The 18,046-nt window shown below is 70.1% G+C and carries 16 protein-coding genes; 7 read left to right on the top strand and 9 right to left on the bottom strand.

The window, feature by feature from the left end:
* Window positions 1-10: 10 nt before the first annotated feature.
* Entirely contained in the window at window positions 11-1,165 is a 1,155-nt protein-coding gene (gene sepH / locus IFT88_RS09760) for a septation protein SepH (RefSeq protein ID WP_192120365.1), read from the bottom strand.
* Window positions 1,166-1,363: 198 nt separating this feature from the next.
* Here sepH and IFT88_RS09765 point away from each other — a divergent pair, with 198 nt between their 5' ends.
* A complete protein-coding gene (locus IFT88_RS09765; RefSeq protein WP_043592858.1) occupies window positions 1,364-1,657 on the top strand; it encodes a DUF4193 domain-containing protein in 294 nt (97 codons plus the stop codon).
* Here the strand turns inward: IFT88_RS09765 and IFT88_RS09770 are convergent.
* Complete coding sequence (locus IFT88_RS09770; RefSeq protein WP_192120367.1) at window positions 1,632-2,087, bottom strand: DUF3093 domain-containing protein; 456 nt, start codon at window positions 2,085-2,087, stop codon at window positions 1,632-1,634. The two genes, IFT88_RS09765 and IFT88_RS09770, sit on opposite strands and share 26 nt — an antisense overlap.
* Before the next feature lie 39 nt (window positions 2,088-2,126).
* On the opposite strand from IFT88_RS09770, the gene dut reads away from it, so the two are divergent.
* The 5 genes from dut (at window position 2,127) to dxs (ending at window position 9,111) form a co-directional block, all read left to right on the top strand.
* Entirely contained in the window at window positions 2,127-2,588 is a 462-nt protein-coding gene (gene dut / locus IFT88_RS09775; RefSeq protein WP_192120369.1) for a dUTP diphosphatase, read from the top strand.
* Window positions 2,589-2,665: 77 nt separating this feature from the next.
* On the top strand, window positions 2,666-3,304 hold the full coding sequence (locus tag IFT88_RS09780) for a DUF3710 domain-containing protein (protein WP_043592861.1): 639 nt from the start codon (window positions 2,666-2,668) through the stop codon (window positions 3,302-3,304).
* A 6-nt stretch (window positions 3,305-3,310) separates the two neighbouring features.
* Window positions 3,311-4,069: a DUF3159 domain-containing protein gene (locus IFT88_RS09785; protein ID WP_043592686.1), complete on the top strand. Its 759-nt coding sequence runs from the start codon at window positions 3,311-3,313 to the stop codon at window positions 4,067-4,069.
* A gap of 151 nt (window positions 4,070-4,220) precedes the next feature.
* The gene (gene acnA, locus IFT88_RS09790; RefSeq protein WP_192120371.1) at window positions 4,221-7,037 is read left to right on the top strand and encodes an aconitate hydratase AcnA; all 2,817 of its coding nucleotides are present in this window, start codon (window positions 4,221-4,223) and stop codon (window positions 7,035-7,037) included.
* A 127-nt stretch (window positions 7,038-7,164) separates the two neighbouring features.
* Complete coding sequence (gene dxs / locus IFT88_RS09795; protein ID WP_192120373.1) at window positions 7,165-9,111, top strand: 1-deoxy-D-xylulose-5-phosphate synthase; 1,947 nt, start codon at window positions 7,165-7,167, stop codon at window positions 9,109-9,111.
* Between the two features lie 98 nt (window positions 9,112-9,209).
* Here dxs and IFT88_RS09800 read toward each other — a convergent pair whose 3' ends face one another.
* The 4 genes from IFT88_RS09800 to IFT88_RS09815 form a co-directional block, all read right to left on the bottom strand.
* The gene (locus IFT88_RS09800; RefSeq protein ID WP_192120375.1) at window positions 9,210-11,333 is read right to left on the bottom strand and encodes a 3-hydroxyacyl-CoA dehydrogenase NAD-binding domain-containing protein; all 2,124 of its coding nucleotides are present in this window, start codon (window positions 11,331-11,333) and stop codon (window positions 9,210-9,212) included.
* Window positions 11,330-12,535, bottom strand: a complete 1,206-nt coding sequence (locus IFT88_RS09805; RefSeq protein WP_137846542.1) for an acetyl-CoA C-acyltransferase — start codon at window positions 12,533-12,535, stop codon at window positions 11,330-11,332. Before IFT88_RS09805 ends, IFT88_RS09800 begins: the two co-directional genes overlap by 4 nt.
* Before the next feature lie 73 nt (window positions 12,536-12,608).
* On the bottom strand, window positions 12,609-13,928 hold the full coding sequence (locus tag IFT88_RS09810; protein ID WP_192120377.1) for an HRDC domain-containing protein: 1,320 nt from the start codon (window positions 13,926-13,928) through the stop codon (window positions 12,609-12,611).
* A 43-nt stretch (window positions 13,929-13,971) separates the two neighbouring features.
* Window positions 13,972-14,568 carry a DUF3000 domain-containing protein gene (locus IFT88_RS09815; RefSeq protein WP_055972617.1) on the bottom strand — a complete coding sequence of 199 codons (597 nt, stop codon included), beginning with the start codon at window positions 14,566-14,568 and terminating at the stop codon, window positions 13,972-13,974.
* 111 nt (window positions 14,569-14,679) lie between these two features.
* Between IFT88_RS09815 and IFT88_RS17645 the strand changes: the two genes are divergently transcribed.
* Window positions 14,680-15,897, top strand: coding sequence for an alpha/beta hydrolase family protein (locus IFT88_RS17645; RefSeq protein ID WP_342212127.1), 1,218 nt, complete (start codon window positions 14,680-14,682; stop codon window positions 15,895-15,897).
* Here IFT88_RS17645 and IFT88_RS09825 read toward each other — a convergent pair.
* The 3 genes from IFT88_RS09825 to IFT88_RS09835 are packed head-to-tail and all read right to left on the bottom strand — an operon-like array spanning window position 15,855 to window position 17,946.
* Entirely contained in the window at window positions 15,855-16,610 is a 756-nt protein-coding gene (locus tag IFT88_RS09825) for a dihydrofolate reductase family protein (protein WP_052505058.1), read from the bottom strand. The two genes, IFT88_RS17645 and IFT88_RS09825, sit on opposite strands and share 43 nt — an antisense overlap.
* The gene (locus tag IFT88_RS09830) at window positions 16,607-17,050 is read right to left on the bottom strand and encodes a SufE family protein (protein WP_043592696.1); all 444 of its coding nucleotides are present in this window, start codon (window positions 17,048-17,050) and stop codon (window positions 16,607-16,609) included. The genes IFT88_RS09825 and IFT88_RS09830 overlap by 4 nt, the downstream gene beginning before the upstream one ends.
* Window positions 17,047-17,946, bottom strand: a complete 900-nt coding sequence (locus tag IFT88_RS09835; RefSeq protein WP_192120379.1) for a sulfurtransferase — start codon at window positions 17,944-17,946, stop codon at window positions 17,047-17,049. The genes IFT88_RS09830 and IFT88_RS09835 overlap by 4 nt, the downstream gene beginning before the upstream one ends.
* Window positions 17,947-18,046 lie beyond the last annotated feature (100 nt).

Consider the following 18,046-nt stretch of genomic DNA (forward strand, 5'->3'; position numbering starts at 1 on the left):
GGCAGAGGGGTCAGGCGGGATCGTCGTCCGAACGGGCGCCGAACACGATCTCGTCCCAGCTCGGCATCGAGGTGCGCCCACGCGACTTCTTCGGCGGCTGAGCAGCGCTGGGCATCTCGCGACGGCCCGCTCGCCCGCGGCTTCCCCGGATGCCCGTGGGCTGGACCGGCGCGTCGGCCGTCCCAGCGTCACCGTGGTCCGACGGGTGGGGCAGCACGGGCGTGGGCTTGGTGGCCCCCTCGGGCAGGTCGAAGTCGTCCAGGGGGACGTCGATCACGCGGATCGTCCCGGTGACCGGGTGGTCGGAACGCCCTTCGTCGTCCGAGAAGCGGGCGGCTTCGCGTTCTCCGCGACGCCGACGCAAGGCCTCGAGCAGGTCGGCGGTCTGGTCGTGCCCGCTCGCGTCGTCCGGCGCCCGGTTGGCGGCGGCGAAGGAGGCGGTGCCCCGGACTCCGGGACGCAACCGATCGGTCGCGGTCTCGGCCGGCAGTTCGACGTCGTCGACCTGGTCCACCAGGAACGCCCCGCTGTCGAAACGACCCGAGGTGTCGTCGTGGCGTGGCTCGCGGGCCACGACCCGGAGGCGCGGCACGAGCGGCCCGGCCTCCTCGCCGTGCTGGGAGAGTCGGTGGGCGTCGCCGCCGAGGGGAGCCAGGACCGACTTCTTCGGGTCGAAGCGCCACGTCGCGTCGCGCTCGACCTCATGTGTCACGAAGGCCAGGTGGACCACCCAGCCGTGCTCGGCGTCCTTGTAGGCGCTCCACTCGCGTTGCGAGGTCTCGGCGCCGTCGAGTCGCTCGTCGATGACGGCTCCGAAGGTCGTCGCGTGCACGCCGGAGGCCGCATCGTCGGCGACGGACACCGTGACGGCCCGTGCGCTCTCGAGGACGAAGGCGCGCTCGGCCAGGACCGGTCCCTCGAAGCGGTGCACGTAGTCGAGGTCGGCGCCGGTCAGGTCGGCGACCTGCTGCGGAGTCTTGCCCGCCCGGACCAGGGCCTGGATCTCGCGTGGCGGAGCCTTCCGCTCGACCGGAGCGTCTCCCGGGTTGGCCGCCCGGAGCTGGGAGTGGAGGGTGTGGGTGACGGGAAGGCGGTACTCGCCACCGGCGTCGGTGGAGACGAGCAGAGCTCCGCTCTGGACGCCGATGACCCTGAGATCCTGCATTTTCCACGCCTTTCACCGTCGTGATACGGAGCCAAGAGTCGCACGTCGGCACCCGTTCTCGCGGGAATACGACGGGCGTGCCGTCAGTTCTTCCGAGGCGGCTGAAAGGCCGTGGGAACGGGTTTGCTATTCGACAACGAGTGATGCAAACTGCACCCGCCGAATCGGGCACACGAACGACCGAAGAACTGGATGGGCATGGCCACCGACTACGACGCACCTCGCAAGAACGACGACGACGGCTCGGAGTCGATCGAGGGGCTCAAAGAGAGGGTCCCCGACAAGATGACCGGCGTCGTCGACGACGACGCCGACAACCCGGGCTCGTTCGAGCTCGCCGGACAGGACCTCTCGGACCTCGACCTCGACGTCGTCGTCCTCCCCCCGCAGGTCGACGAGTTCACCTGCGTCGAGTGCTTCCTGGTGAAGCACCGCTCGCAGCTCGACCACGAGACGAAGCTGGGCGCTATCTGCCGGGAGTGCGCAGCCTGAGCTCCTCCAACCGCCGGACGACCTCGTCGGGACGACGGGTCGACACCAACCAATAGGGTGCCGGGTCGTCGAGGTCCGTCAACGAGATCTTGACCACCGGTCGCACCCACCCCCTGAAGAGGGTCCAGGCTCGCGCGTCGAGCCGGGGCCCTCTTTCTCGTGTCGCGTCGGCGCCGGTGAACCCCTCGGCCTCGCCGATCTCGTGCGCGTACAGCCGGGCGCGACCCGCGGTGAAGCCCTCGTCGTCGATCGTCAGCACGGGCGAGGTCAGGACGAGCAGGACGATGGCCGCTGCGTAGAACACGGCGGCCATCACCAAGCCCACGGTCGAGTTGATCGGCAGGAAGACCAGCAGGGTGGCCGGGACGAGCAACGCACAGGCGAGGAAGACGGAGAGCGGCGGGAGCAGGCGCTCACGGTAGGGGTTCATGACATCCATTCGACCAGACTTCTGCACTACCCTCGACACGTGACCCAGACCCTCGACGTCCTCATCGCCGCCGAGGCGGACTCCATGCCCGTGTACTCCCACCCCGGCGACGCAGGGGCCGACCTGGTCTCGACGCGCGACCTCGTGCTGCGGCCCGGGCACCGCGCACTCGTCGGCACGGGCGTCTCCATCGCCCTGCCCGAGGGTTTCGCCGCGTTCGTCATGCCCCGCAGCGGCCTGGCCGCCAAACACGGCATCACCGTCGTGAACGCCCCGGGCACCGTCGACGCCGGCTACCGCGGCGAGATCAAGGTCTCGCTGCTGAACACCGACCTCGAGGCCGAGCACCACGTCGCCGTCGGCGACAAGATCGCCCAACTCGTCATCATGCCGGTCGTCCGCGCGACGTTCGTCCCCGTCGCGACGCTCCCCGAGAGCGTCCGCGGGGTCGACGGGCACGGCTCCACCGGATACGCACACAACCCAGGAGGCACTGCGTGAGGAAGTCCAAACGCCGCGAGCAAGAACTGGCCGCCGTCGAGATCGACGTCGAGTCGGCGGACGTCGACGACGTCGAGATCGACATCGAGTCCCTCGACGACACCGAGGTCGAGGTGTTCGACGACTCCAAGTCGGCGCCCGAGGATCGCGCCGACGTCGGCCCCCTGGACGAGACCGAGGCCAACCCCGTCCGTCCGTACGTCGACCTCGGTGGCGTGAAGATCCTGCCCCGAGAGGGGCTCCACCTCCGACTCGAGGTCGAAGAGGGAAGCAAGCGGGTCGTCGCCGTCGGCCTCGACTTCGCCAAGTCGACGCTGCAGGTGCAGCCGTTCGCTGCTCCGCGCACGACGGGTCTCTGGAACGAGATCCGGGGTCAGATCAGCGAGCAGATCGAGAAGCAAGGGGGCACGACGGCCGAGGTCGAGGGGCCGTTCGGCCCCGAGGTCCGTGCCGAGATCCCCGTCATGGGTGGCGACCCCGGCACGACCAGGCGAGCCCGCTTCATCGGCGTCGACGGTCCTCGCTGGTTCCTCCGCGGCGTCATCGCGGGCGACGCGGCCCACGAGGGCGAGGCCGCCGAGAAGATCGAAGAGCTCTTCCGCAGCATCGTCGTGGTCCGCGGAACGACCCCGATGCCTCCGCGCGAGCTGATCCCGCTGGCCATGCCGAAGGCCGGCCCGACCGACGCCCCGGGCACCACGCCCTCGGTCGTCTGACCCGACGTGTCCGCGTCCGACGAGCGGCCCGACCCGGCTGATCCGTCGCCGCTCGACGACCCCCGGGTGTCGCTCGCGGCCCAGTTGCAGGCGGCAGCCCGGCGGGCCGGCATCGGCCAGGTCGCACCCGGCGAGGTGCCCACGGCGTCCGCGCTGCTGACGGCCATCGGCGGGGTGCGAGGGCTCGTCGAGTCCATCGTCCCGGGCCTCGGTTTCGTGATCGTCTACACGATCACCCGCGACGTCGTGCCGTCGGTGCTGATCCCGCTGGCCCTTGCCGTGGGGTTCGTCGTCGCCCGGGCGGTCCAGCGAGGTCCGGTCGCCCAGGCACTCGCGGGCGTCTTCGGCATCGCCCTCTCCGCGGGGATCGCTCTGCTCTCCGGCCGGGCCGAGAACAACTTCGTCCCGGGGCTGCTGATCAACGCCGCCTCGCTCGCCGCCATGCTGGTCAGCATCGCCGTGCGCTGGCCGCTGATCGGCATCGTGGTGGGACTCCTCACGAACGACGGCACGGGATGGCGGGCCGATCGGGCGAAGCGGCGCGTGCTCGTCCTGGCCACGTGGCTGTGGGCCGGACTGTTCGCCGCTCGCCTCGCCGTCCAGGTGCCCCTCTGGCTGGCCGGTGACGTGGCCCTGCTCGGCACGCTCAAACTCGTCATGGGCGTTCCCCTCTACGCCGGGCTGCTCTGGGTGACCTGGCTGCTCGTCCGGACGGTCTACCGCGGACGCGAGGCGGCGGACGACGCGCGGGGCCCCTCGGCCTGACCCGCGCCTCCTGGTGCTATGTTTTGTCTCGACATCGAGACAAATCGCTGGGATCGGCCCCGGGGACACCCCGCGGACTTAGGCTGACCTCGCTGGTGGGCGTCGCGCGCACCGGCCAAGATGAGGGCGTAGTCAGCAAGGGAGACGGCACGTGTCTGCAATCAACAGTTTCGGCTCGAAGAACACCCTCACGGTCGGGTCCACCGACTACGAGGTCTACCGCATCGACGCGGTCGAGGGTTCTTCGAAGCTTCCGTTCAGCCTCAAGGTCCTGCTCGAGAACCTGCTCCGCACCGAGGACGGTGCGAACGTCACGGGTGACCAGATCCGGGCCCTCGGGTCGTGGCAGCCCACGGCCGAGCCCGACACCGAGATCCAGTTCACGCCGGCGCGCGTGGTCATGCAGGACTTCACGGGGGTGCCCTGCATCGTCGACCTCGCCACCATGCGAGAGGCCGTCGCCGAACTGGGGGGAGACCCCACCAAGATCAACCCGCTGGCACCGGCCGAACTGGTCATCGACCACTCGGTCATCGCCGACCTCTTCGGCAGCGAGGACGCCCTCGAGCGCAACGTCGAGATCGAGTACGAACGCAACGGCGAGCGGTACCAGTTCCTCCGCTGGGGTCAGACGGCGTTCGACGACTTCAAGGTCGTTCCGCCGGGCACGGGCATCGTCCACCAGGTCAACATCGAGTACCTGGCGCGCGTCACGTACAGCCGCGAGGTCGGGGGCGTCCTGCAGGCGTATCCCGACACCCTCGTCGGCACCGACTCCCACACGACGATGGTCAACGGCCTCGGCGTGCTCGGCTGGGGCGTCGGCGGCATCGAGGCCGAGGCCGCCATGCTCGGTCAGCCCGTCTCGATGCTCATCCCCAAGGTCGTGGGCTTCAAGCTCTCCGGCTCGATCCCGACCGGCGTGACGGCCACCGACGTGGTGCTCACCATCACCCAGCAGCTGCGTCGCCACGGCGTCGTGGGCAAGTTCGTCGAGTTCTACGGCGAAGGCGTGGCCGAGGTCCCGCTGGCCAACCGCGCCACCATCGGCAACATGAGCCCCGAGTTCGGTTCGACGGCAGCGATCTTCCCGATCGACGACGTGACCCTCGACTACCTGCGCCTGACCGGACGCTCGGACGAGCAGATCGACCTCGTCGAGCAGTACGCCAAGCTGCAGGGTCTGTGGCACGACCCGTCGACCGAGCCCGTCTTCAGCGAGTACCTCGAACTCGACCTCGCGACGGTCGTCCCGTCCATCGCCGGGCCCAAGCGCCCCCAGGATCGCATCGAGTTGACCGAGGCCAAGTCGCAGTTCGAGGTCGACCTCGAGAACTACGCCAGCACGGACCACTCGCACGTCGACGCCGCGGTCGAGGGCACGTTCCCCGCCTCCGACCCGATCGGCTTCACCGCCGAGGACGACGACGAGGCCCAGCCGCACTCGATCTCGCACACGTCGCACGCCCCGGCCAAGGTGTCCAAGCCGACGTCGGTCGCCCTCGATGACGGCTCGACGTTCACCCTCGACCACGGTGCGGTCGCCATCGCAGCCATCACGTCGTGCACCAACACGTCGAACCCTTCCGTCATGCTCGCCGCGGGCCTCCTCGCTCGCAATGCCAGCAAGAAGGGCCTGAAGGCCAAGCCGTGGGTCAAGACGACCCTCGCGCCCGGTTCGAAGGTCGTCACCGACTACTACGAGAAGGCCGGCCTGACCACCTACCTCGAAGACCTCGGCTTCTACACTGTCGGGTACGGCTGCACGACCTGCATCGGCAACTCGGGTCCGCTCCTCGACGAGATCTCGACCGCGGTGCAGGACAACGACCTCGCCGTCACGGCCGTCCTGTCCGGCAACCGCAACTTCGAGGGTCGCATCAACCCCGACGTCAAGATGAACTACCTGGCGAGCCCGCCCCTGGTCATCGCGTACGCCCTGGCCGGGTCGATGAACTTCGACTTCGAGAACGACGCCCTGGGCACCGCCGACGACGGAACCGACGTCTACCTGCGGGACATCTGGCCCGACGCCGCCGAGGTGCAGCAGACGATCGACTCCTCCATCGACACCGGCATGTTCACCCACGAGTACGCGGGGGTGTTCGACGGTGACGAGCGCTGGCGCTCCTTGCCGACGCCCACCGGTGCCACCTTCGAATGGGACTCCGAGTCGACCTACGTCCGCAAGCCCCCGTACTTCGAGGGCATGACGATCGAGACCACCCCGGTCACCGACATCCGGGGCGCCCGCGTCCTGGCCAAGCTCGGTGATTCGGTCACGACCGACCACATCAGCCCCGCCGGGTCGATCAAGGTCGACAGCCCGGCCGGCCACTACCTCGACGAGCACGGCGTCGACCGCAAGGACTTCAACTCCTACGGTTCCCGTCGTGGCAACCACGAGGTCATGATCCGGGGCACCTTCGCGAACATCCGCCTCAAGAACCAGCTGTTGGACGGCATCGAGGGTGGCTACACCCGCGACTTCACGCAGGCCGAGGGCCCGCAGTCGTTCATCTACGACGCCAGCGCTCGTTACCAGGAGCAGGGGACACCCCTGGTCATCCTCGGTGGCAAGGAGTACGGCTCGGGATCGTCCCGGGACTGGGCCGCGAAGGGCACGAGCCTCCTCGGGGTCAAGGCGGTCATCACCGAGAGCTTCGAGCGGATCCACCGGTCGAACCTGATCGGCATGGGCGTGGTTCCCCTGCAGTTCCCGCAGGGTGAGAGCTGGGAGTCGCTCGGACTCGACGGCACCGAGCAGATCGACATCGCCGGGATCGAAGAGCTGAACGAGGGCACGACGCCGAAGACGGTCCACGTGACCGCCACGCCGACCGCTCACTCGCCCGAGGGCAAGCAGCCGGTCGAGTTCGACGCCGTCGTGCGAATCGACACCCCCGGCGAGGCCGACTACTACCGCAACGGCGGCATCCTGCAGTACGTCCTGCGCAGCCTGGTCTGATCGACCGACCCCGCACCGACCAGACCCCCGGACGATCACCCGCGTCGTCCGGGGGTCGCACGGCGTTCTCGCCGGTCGCGTGCCTAGACTGGCGGGATGCCCGAGAGGGCCGAGAGGGAAGGCCAGCATGAGCCTGTTGCAGACGATCACGGGGCCTCGTGACCTCGACCGCCTGACGAACGAACAGATGGTCGAACTGGCCGCCGACATCCGTCGGTTCCTCGTGACCGAGGTGTCGAAGACCGGAGGCCACCTCGGGCCGAACCTGGGCGTCGTCGAGTTGACGTTGGCCATGCACCGGGTCTTCCACTCCCCGCACGATGCCTTCGTCTTCGACACCGGCCACCAGTCGTACGTCCACAAACTGCTCACCGGCAGGCAGGACTTCTCGGCTCTCCGCCTGCGGGGCGGTCTCGCCGGCTACCCGCAGCGGTCCGAGTCCGAACACGACATCGTCGAGAGCTCACACGCATCGAGTTCGCTGTCGTGGGCCGACGGCATCTCACGAGCGTTCCAGCTCACGGGCCGCGACGACCGACACGTCGTCGCCGTCGTGGGCGACGGTGCGTTGACCGGGGGCATGACGTGGGAAGCCCTGAACAACATCAGCGACGACAACGACCGTCGACTCACGATCGTCGTGAACGACAACGGCCGGTCGTACGCCCCGACCATCGGGGGAATGGCCCGCTTCCTCAACACCGTCCGCACCCGCCAGGCCTACCGCGAGCTCCACGTCGGCAGCCGGGCCGTCTTCGACCGGCTCGGACACCCGGGTCGCGCCGTCTACCGCGGTGTCCGAGGTGGACTGCACGGTTTCCTGAGCCGGTTCACCAACAACGAGGCGCTCTACTCGAACCTCGACATCAAGTACATCGGGCCGGTCGACGGTCACGACCAGGTGGCCATGGAAGAGGCTCTCCTCCAGGCGAAGAACTACGGCGCCCCCGTGATCGTGCACGCGATCACCGAGAAGGGCCGCGGGTTCGATCCCGCTCGCGCCGACGTGGCCGACCAGTTCCACGCGGTCGGGCAGATCGATCCCGAGACGGGCGAACCCCTCGAGACGGCCACCTCGCCGTCGTGGACGTCGGTGTTCGCCGACGAGATCGTCGACATCGCCGAGCGCGACCCGAAGGTCGTCGGCATCACGGCCGCGATGCTGCGTCCCGTGGGCCTGCACAAACTCGCCGAGCGGTTCCCGAAGCGCGTCTTCGACGTCGGCATCGCCGAACAGCACGCGGTGACGAGCGCTGCAGGTCTCGCGTTCGGCGGCCTCCACCCCGTGGTCGCTCTGTACGCGACCTTCGTGAACCGCGCCTTCGACCAGGTGTTGATGGATGTCGCCCTCCACCGGGCGGGCGTCACCTTCGTCCTCGACCGGGCGGGCGTCACCGGGCCGGACGGTCCGAGCCACCACGGCATGTGGGATCTCGCGTTGCTGCAGATCGTGCCGCACATCCGGTTGGCTGCGCCCCGGGATGCGACGCGCCTCCGCGAAGAACTCCGGGAGGCCGTCGCGGTCGACGACGCTCCCACCGTCATCCGGTTCTCCAAGGGAGCCGTCGGCGTCGAGCACGAAGCCGTCGAACGTCTCGAGGACGGTGTCGAGGTGTTGCGTCGCGCAGGGCACGACGACGTCCTCATCGTCTGCGTCGGCCCGATGGCCGGCATCGGGCTCGACGTCGCTGAGCGCCTGGAGGCCCAGGGCATCGGCGCGACGGTCGTGGACCCGCGATGGGTCGTCCCCGTGCCGGGCAGCATCATCGACCTCGCCGCGACCCACCGACTCGTCATCACGATCGAGGACGGTGTCCGGGTCGGCGGGATCGGCACCCGTGTGCGGCAGGACCTCCGTGGCGCAGGCGTCGACACGGCCGTGACCGAACTGGGCCTGCCCGACGAGTTCCTCGAGCACGGTTCCCGGGCCGAGATCCTCGAGGAGGCCGGCCTCACGCCACAGCACATCGCTCGCGACGTCGTGGCCCAGGTGCTCGGCAGCCGCATCCCCGTCGCGAGACCCCTGGACGAGACCACCGCCGCGTCGAGGCACGAGGACGCCCGACACGACTGAGACCCGGTGAGGTGACGTACGTCACCCACCGACGTCGAACGCCCCGTCTCGTCCGAGACGGGGCGTTCGACGTCGGTGGGCTCCTCGTCGTCCGCGGGCTACTCGACGCCGCGGATGGCCGGCTCGTGGAAGTCGCGATCTCGCACGCGCCGTGAGGCGCCGACGCGATCGAGGTACGGCGTGACCCCGCCCATCTGGAACGGGTACCCGGCTCCGAGGATCAGGCAGAGATCGATGTCCTCTGCGGCGGCCACCACGTGGTCGTCGAGCATGCGGCCGACCTCGTCGGCGAGTCCGTCCTCGATGCGGATGCGCAGCTCGTCGTCGGTGAGTGCCGTGCCCGGCCCGGCGGCGAGAGCGACGGCCTTCTTGTCGAACCCCTTGCGACGGCCCTTCGAGTCCCGCTCGAAGATGGTGCCGTACTCGGCCAGACGGTGCAGTCCCTCACTGGCGAAGAACCGGTCGGGGAACGCGGCGTGGTGGGTGTCGAGCACGTGCGCCCCGACGGTCAGTCCCACCAGCTCGAGCAGCTCGAACGGCGTCATCGGCAGACCGAACGGGGCGGTCGCTCGATCGACCACCTCGAACGGCGTCCCCGTCTCGACGGCGTGCATGGCCTCGCCCAGCAACTTGGCCAGGATGCGATTGACGACGAAACCAGGCGTGTCGGCCGTGATGACGGCGTTCTTCCGGAGGGCCTTCGCCGTGACCATCGCCGTGCTGAGCGTCTCGTCGTCCGTCGCCGGAGTCTTGACGACCTCGACGAGGGGCATCACCGCGACCGGATTGAAGAAGTGGAACCCGACGAGGCGCTCGGGATGCGCGAGGCGCGCCCCGATCTGCTCGACGCTCAGCGACGAGGTGTTGGTCGCCAGCACCGCGGTGTCCGAGACGACGGCTTCGACGTTCGCGAACACCTCCTGCTTGACCGACAGCTCTTCGAAGACGGCCTCGATGACCCAGTCGGCGTCGGCGAAGTCGCCGAGGTCGGTCGTGCCCGTGATCAGCGCTTTGAGTCGGTTCGACTCGTCACGCGAGATGCGTCCTTTGCCCTGTAACTCGTCGATCTCGCCCCTGATGCGGGCGAGTGCCGTGTCGACGCGGGCCTGGTCGAGGTCGGTGATGACGACGGGCACGCGCAGGCGACGCACGAACAGCAAGGCGAACTGGCTCGCCATGAGGCCGGCGCCGACGATCCCCACCTTGCCGACTTTCCGGGCGAGGTCGGGCGAGGGGGCACCGGCGGGCTTCTTGGCACGCTTCTGGACGAGATCGAAGGCGTACATGCTCGCGTGGAACTGGTCGCCCGCCACGAGGTCGGCCAGTGCTTCGTCCTCCGCCGCGAAGCCGGTCGCCCGGTCGGTGTTCTTCGCGGCCTTGAGCAGGTCGAGCGCGGCGTAGGGCGACTTCGCGACGGTGCCGATCTTCGACTCGAGCGACTTGCGCGCCACCGAGATCGCGACGTCCCACTTGACCGCACGCTCGAGCTTGCCCGGGACGTTCGGTCGTTTGACGGTGACGCGGCCGGTCAGCACCCCGTCGGCCCACCGGATGCTGTCCTCGAGGAAGGACGCGGGGCCGAACATGACGTCGACGATGCCGAGTTCGAGCGCCTGGGCGGGCTTGAGCGTGCGGTTGTTCTTCAGGGGGTTCTCGATGACGACCTTGAGCGCGTTCTCGATGCCGATCAGGTTCGGAAGCAGCCAGGCGCCTCCCCAGCCGGGGATGATGCCGAGGAAGACCTCGGGCAGGGCGATGGCTGCCGCCGACGAGTCGACCGTCCGGTAGTCGGCGTGCAGACCGATCTCGACGCCGCCTCCGAGGGCGAGGCCGTTCACGAAGACGAACGTGGGCACCGCGGCGTCGTGCAGCTTGCCGAGGACGGCGTGACCGAGCCGGGCGAGTTCGCGGGCGACGTCTCGGCTGGGGATGGCGCTGACCTTGCTGAGGTCGGCGCCCGCCGCCAGGAAGTAGGGCTTGCCGGTGACGGCGATCGCCGCGATCTCACCCGAGGAGGCGCGGCTGCGGACGGCGTCGAGGGTCGCCCCGAACTCGTGCAGCGTCGCGGGACCCAGCGTGCTCGGCCGCGTGTGGTCGCGACCGTTGTCGAGGGTGATGAGGGCGAGCACGCCGCCGGAGGGCAACGGGACGTCGCGGACGTAGGAGTGCGTGACGACCTCGTCGGCCGACAGCTCGGTCAGTTGTTCGGTCGCCGAGCTCATGCGCGCGCCGCCTTCCGCGAGTAGTGGGGGTTCTCCCAGATGACGCTGCCGCCCTGGCCGAGGCCGATGCACATGGCCGTGAGGCCGTAGCGCACCTCGGGGTGCTGCTCGAACTGGCGGGCGAGCTGGATCATGAGCCGCACGCCCGAGGACGCGAGGGGGTGGCCCACGGCGATGGCGCCACCCCAGGGGTTCACGCGCGGGTCGTCGTCGTCGATGCCGAAGTGGTCGAGCAGGGAGAGGACCTGCACCGCGAACGCCTCGTTCAGCTCGAAGAGGCCGATGTCGTCGATCGAGAGCCCGGCCTTGCGGAGGGCCTTCTCGGTCGACGGAACGGGGCCGATGCCCATGATCTCGGGCTCGACACCGGCGAAGGCGAAGCTGACCAGGCGCATCTTGGGGGCGAGCCCCAACTCTTTCGCGGCGGCGCCGGACGCCATCAGGCTGACCGTCGCCCCGTCGTTGAGGCCGGACGAGTTGCCGGCGGTGACGCGGCCGTGCGGTCGGAAGGGGGTGCGAAGACCGGCCAGCCCCTCCATCGTGGTCTCGGGACGAGGTGCCTCGTCGCGCGTGGCCAAGCCCCAGCCCTGGTCCGTCTTGATCGCCACCGGGACGAGGTCGGGTTGGATCTGGCCGGCGTCGTAGGCCGCCGCGAGCTTCTGCTGCGATCGCAGGGCGTAGCGATCGGACCGCTCTTTGGTCAGCTGGGGGAAGCGGTCGTGGATGCGCTCTGCGGTGTTGCCCATGTTCAAGGCCTCGCCGCTGACGAGCTTCTCGGCGACGAACCGGGGGTTCGGGTCGGCGGCGAACCCCATCGGGTGCCGACCCATGTGCTCGACCCCGCCGGCGAGGGCGACGTCGTACGCGCCGAAGGCGATGCCGCCGGCGACGCTCGTCACGCTCGTCATGGCGCCGGCGCACATGCGGTCGATGGCGTACCCGGGCACGGACTGGGGGAGCCCGGCGAGCAGCGCCGTCGTGCGCCCCAGGGTGAGGCCCTGGTCGCCCTGCTGCGTCGTCGCCGCGATCGCGACGTCGTCGATGCGTTCGGGCGGAAGGGACGGATTGCGTTCGAGGAGACCCTTCATCGCCTTGACGACCAGGTCGTCGGCTCGGGTCTGCCAGTACATGCCTTTGTCGCCGGCCCGACCGAACGGGGTGCGTACCCCGTCGACGAACACGACATCGTTGCTCTCGGCCACAGTGCCTCCAGTGTCAGGATCTGATGCCGATCTTAGGGACGACGCCTGGGGGCCGAGAATCGTTCGAGCAATCCTACGAAGCGCCGTCGCCCGTCGCCTCGGGCTCTTGGTGGGCGTCGACAAAGGCCTCGGCGACCGCCTCGGCGACTGCCTCGACCTGCCAGGCCCGGGCCCCCAGCTCGACCAGGGCGGTCGAGATGGTCGGTGCGTCGAAGGGGATGGGCGGATCCCAGGCGAGTCGCCGCAGGGTCTCGGGCGTGAGCAGGTTCTCGACCGGCAGGTCGAGCCCCTCGGCGATCGCGGTGACCTTGGGACGGACGGCCTTGTAGCGCGCGTCGGCGAGCGGGTTCTTGTCCGCCCAGGAGCGGGGCGGGGGGAGGGTGTCGCTCGCCGGCCCCCGGTGGGAGGGCAGGTCCGTCGTCTCGCGGCCCCGTTCGATCGCCGCGAACCAGCGGTCGAGCTCGCTACGACTGGCGCGGCCGACGAACTCCTTGATCCCGGCCAGTGACCGTTTGTCGGTGGGCATGGCCTTGGTCGCGGCCACGAGGGAGGAGTCAGGGACGAGACGCCCCGGGGCCGTGTCGATCTCACGGGCGTAGTCGTCGCGGGCCTGCCAGAGCTCACGGGCCACGGCGAGCGATCGCGATCCGCGCACGCTGTGCAGCCCGGTCAGTCGACGCCACGGGTCGACCTTCGCCGGCTTGGCCTCGCGGCGCAGGGTCGCCTCGAACTCCTGACGCGCGATGTCGAGCTTGCCCGCGTCCGCGAGCACCGCCTCCATGGCGTCGCGCAGGTCGACGAGCAGCTCGACGTCGAGCGCGGCGTAGACCAGCCAGCTCTGCGGCAGCGGTCTCGTGGACCAGTCGGCGGCACTGTGCTCTTTGGCGAGGTGGATGCCCAGCAGCTGCTCGACGACGGCACCGAGCCCGACCTTGGGCAGACCGGCGAGGCGTGCGCCCAGTTCGGTGTCGAAGATGCGGCTCGGGTCGAGGCCTACTTCGCGCAGGCACGCCAGGTCTTGGCTGGCGGCGTGCAGCACCCACTCCTCGTCGCCGATGACGTCCTGCAGTTCGGCGAACGAGCCGATGGCGGGCGGATCGAGCAAGAACACCCCCGAGCCGCGTCGGAACACCTGGATGAGGTAGGCCCGCTGCGAGTAGCGATAACCGGAGGCGCGTTCGGCATCGATCGAGACCGGCCCGGTCCCGGCGCGGATCGCCTCGACGGCGGCCAGGTAGCCCTGCCGGTCGTCGATGACCGTGACCTCGCCGTGCAGCGAGTCGGCGGTCTCGACGTCGGGTCGGACGGTGACCCGGGGTCGCGAGCCGCGCAGCGCGGAGCCGTCGGGTGCCGACTCGTCGGGTGCTGACTCGTCTGGTGTCGCTGTGGTCATGTCTCCGCTGTTCTCTCCGGGGGCGCTGTTCTGTTCCGGTGGTTCAGTCTCGTCCGACCCGCCGCGAGGCGAGGAGCGTGACGCCCTCGACCGTCGGGGGCAGACCTGCGAGCGTGCAGATCAACTCGCTCCAGGCCTCGATGTGGGGGGCCAGGTCGGTGGTGGTGGGGCTCCAGGACGCCCGGAGTTCGAGCTGGGCCCCGTCGCCGTGGCTGGCCAGCTCACCGTAGCCGGTCGAGAGGATCTTGGTCGCGGTGCCGGACGCCCGGTCGTACGAGGCCCCGCGGGCGTCGAGGCTGTCGACGAGCCAGGACCACGCGACGTCGGCCACGAACGGGTCGAGCGCGATCTCGGTCTCGAGGGGCGCCTGCGCGAAACCCACGACCCGGAACGGCCCGCCCCAGGCCTCGGGTTCGTCGTCGTCGTAGAGCAGCACGAAGCGGCCCGTGCCGAGATCGGGGTCGGGGCGGCCGGACGCACCGATGACGTCCCCGGCGAGGGCCAGCGCATGGGGGGCGAGGCCGTTCGGGGCGGGGATCTCGGTCACGGCGAGGGCATCCCGCGCGGCGGCACGGCGGACGGACTCGACGGCCGCGGCGAACGCGGGCGGCCGGGTCGGCGTCGGGGGGATCTCGGACACCCTGGAAGACTAGGGTCGATCCCGAGGGTGACCCCCGCGGCACGCCGCGCCCGGCTCAGCAGATCCACAGGTCACCCTCGCCCCCACCTCACGCCGCACGAGGAGTCGCCCGTGAACCGCCCCGCACATGCCGAGCGACGGGGCGTCGGCCCGGTCGCCGTCGTCTCGATCGTCGTCGGGGGCACCGTGGTGGTGTCGTCCGCCGCCCTCGCCTCGGGGATCGTCGCCATCGCCCGCAAGATCGTCACGCCCGCCCGCCGCCGACGTGACGACGTGCGGGTCGAGGCCCATGACGCCGTCACCGGGACGATCACCCTCCGTTCGACGCCCGACACGCGCCTCCCCGGTCGCTACAGCTTCTGGTACGCCCGGGGCCGAGGCCACGCCCGGGTCGGCGACGTCGTCCGTGACGACGGCCGGTCCGTCGAGCGTCGCGTCGAGGGTGTCGACGGGCCCGGCCTCGAGCATGCCCACCGGGGTCGCATCGGCGGCTGGCTGTTCCCGACGCCGCGTGACGCGGGGCTCACGGGCGACGAGGTCGAGATCGACACCGAGGTCGGTCCGGCCCCCGCCTGGCTCGTCCCCGCCACGACCGGCCTCGCAGGCCCGTGGATGATCGGGGTGCACGGTCGCGGGGTCACCCGCGCCGAGACCATCCGGGCTGCTCCGGTCTTCCACCGGGAGGGCCTGACCTCGCTCCTCGTCTCGTACCGCAACGACGGAGAGGCGCCTCGATCGCCGGACGGCCGCTACGCCCTGGGCGATTCCGAGTGGCGCGACGTGGAGGCGGCGATCCGGTTCGCCCTCGACAGCGGGGCGACGTCCGTCGTGTTGATGGGATGGTCCATGGGTGGGGCGCTCGTGCTGCAGGCCGCGACTCGCTCCTCCCTGCGCGACGTCGTCTCCGGCCTCGTGCTCGAGTCGCCCGTCGTCGACTGGAGGACGACACTCGCCTACCAGGGGGCGGCCATGCGGGTGCCGCGGGCCGTCCAGGGTCTGGTGCTGCGCCTCCTGGGTTCGCCCCTGCTCTGTCGGTTGGCCGGCAGCGCCGAGCCGATCGACTTCGACCGGCTCGACCTCGTCGCGCGGGCCGACGAGCTCGACCTGCCCGTACTGCTGCTGCACAGCGACGACGACGGTTTCGTCCCGTCCACTGCGTCACACGCGTTGGCCGAGGCGCGGCCCGATCTCGTCACCTTCGAGGTGTTCCAGGTCGCCCGGCACACCAAGCTCTGGAACCTCGACCCCGAGCGGTTCGAGCGGGCGATCGGTGAGTGGCTCGGTCGTCACCGACTCGCGGGGCCGCCGTCGACGGACCACCGCGCGTAGAGCGTGCTCTGCTCGTCGACCAGCAACTGGCCGAGCACGAGCGACGCGGGGTCGAAGCGTTCGCGACCGAAGACGGGCAGGCCGCTGCCGATCACGACGGGAGAGGTCGAGAGGCACAACTCGTCGACGAGGCCGTCGCGCAGGAACTGTCCGGCGAGCGAGGGGCCACCCTCGCAGACGAGCGAACGGAGGCGCTGGTCGCGCAGGCAACGCAGGATCGCGGCGGGCTCCAACCGTCCGTCGTCGTCCGGTGCCGTCAGCACGGTGGCGACCGCCCAGATCTCCTCGCCGAGGGTCGCACGGACCCGGTCGCGGGCGGATGCGGGGCACACGACGACGACCCGGCCGGCCTCCGACGGGTCCATGCGATGGCCCGAGAGGTCGCCCGACGACGTGACGACGACGAGTCGTGAGGACTTCGGCACCCGGTAGCCCTCGGCCCGCACGCTGGCCGCGCCGACGAGGACGCCGTCGGCGAGCGAGCGGATGGCCGCGAGGATCGTGCGGTCGGTGGCGTTGCTCAGGGTCTCCGAGGTGCCGTCGGAACCCGCGGCGTCACCGCTGACCGCGGCGATCAGGTTGAGTCGCAGCCAGGTCTCGCGGGGTGGGGCGTACAGCTCGCGGATCCGGGCGGGTGTCGAGTCCTCGTCGATGTCGAGCTCCAGCCCGACGTCGCCCGTCCGTTCGAGGGCGTGCAGCACCCGGAGCGTCACGCGCCGGCGGTCCGTTCGCGGATCTGGCGCTTGGCGCGACCGAGCAGGGCGGTCATGCCGCGGATCCGCAACGGGCTCACCGCCTCGGACAGACCGATGGTCTGCGGGTAGTCGTCGGGGACGTCGTCGAGCACCTGGGCGACGGTGAGCCCGTCGAGCCCCTGCGCGAGGATCGAGGCGAAGCCGCGCGTCGTCGGAGCCTCGCGCGGTGCGGTCGCGTGCAGGTGCACCCGGTCGTCGGTGACCTCGACGAACAGGAACACGGGGGACTGACACTCGACCACCCGTTCGAGCAGGTCGGGGTGGTCCGCGTAGCGGGCCGGCAGCTCGGGCAGCTCGTTCGAGAACTCGAGCAGCAGCTGCAGACGGTTCCGCACGTCGAGGGCGAGGAACTCCTCGCGGATGTCGACGAGCGCTTCGGGCAGGGCGGAGTCGGTCACCGGGCCGGCACCTCGCCCGGTTCGGTGCCCTGCACGATCGGCACGCGAACGGCGCTGCCCCACTCGGTCCAGGAACCGTCGTAGTTGCGCACGTCCTCGAAGCCCATCAGGTGCGTCAGGACGAACCACGTGTGGCTCGATCGCTCGCCGATGCGGCAGTAGGCGACGACCTGGTCGCCGTCCGAGAGTCCCGCGCCGTCGCGGTAGATGGCGTCGAGCTCGGCGAGCGGCCGGAAGGTGCCGTCGTCGGCCGCGGCCTTGCCCCACGGTACGTTCTGCGCGCTCGGGATGTGGCCGGCGCGAAGGGCTCCCTCGTCGGGGTAGGCCGGAGCCGTGGTGCGCTGGCCCGAGAACTCCTCGGGCGAACGAACGTCGATCAACGGCTTGCCGAGGTGCGCCAGCACGTCGTCCTTGTAGGCCCGGATCACGCTGTCGTCCCGCTCGACGACGGGGTAGTCGGTGGCCTCGACCGCGGGCGCCTCGGTCGTGTAGTCGCGACCTTCGGCCTCCCATGTGGCGCGGCCCCCGTCGAGCAGGCGGACGTCCTCGTGCCCGAAGAGCGAGAAGACCCAGAGGGCGTACGCGGCCCACCAGTTGTTCTTGTCGCCGTAGATGACGACCGTGCTATCGCGCGAGATGCCGCTGCGGCTCATCAGCGCGGCGAAACCCTCGCCGTCGACGTAGTCGCGCTGCACCGGGTCGTTGAGGTCGAGGTGCCAGTCGATCTTGACGGCGCCGGCGATGTGACCGGTCTCGTACAGCAGGACGTCCTCGTCGGACTCGACGACGACGAGCCCGGGGGTGCCGAGGTGCTGCTGCAACCACTCGGTGCTGACGAGACGCTCGGGGTGGGCGTACTCGCCGAAACGGGCGGACGTGTCGTGCTCGACGGCCATGGTGTCTCCTTGTGCGGGTGTCGGGTGGAGCCGACGTCGGGCGACGGGTGGCGCCCGGCGGCGTAGGATCGCCTCTGGTCGGCCCCGTCGAGGTTACGCA

This window comes from Frigoribacterium sp. CFBP 8751 (genome assembly GCF_014841545.1).
In the GTDB taxonomy this organism is placed as follows: Bacteria; Actinomycetota; Actinomycetes; order Actinomycetales; family Microbacteriaceae; genus Frigoribacterium.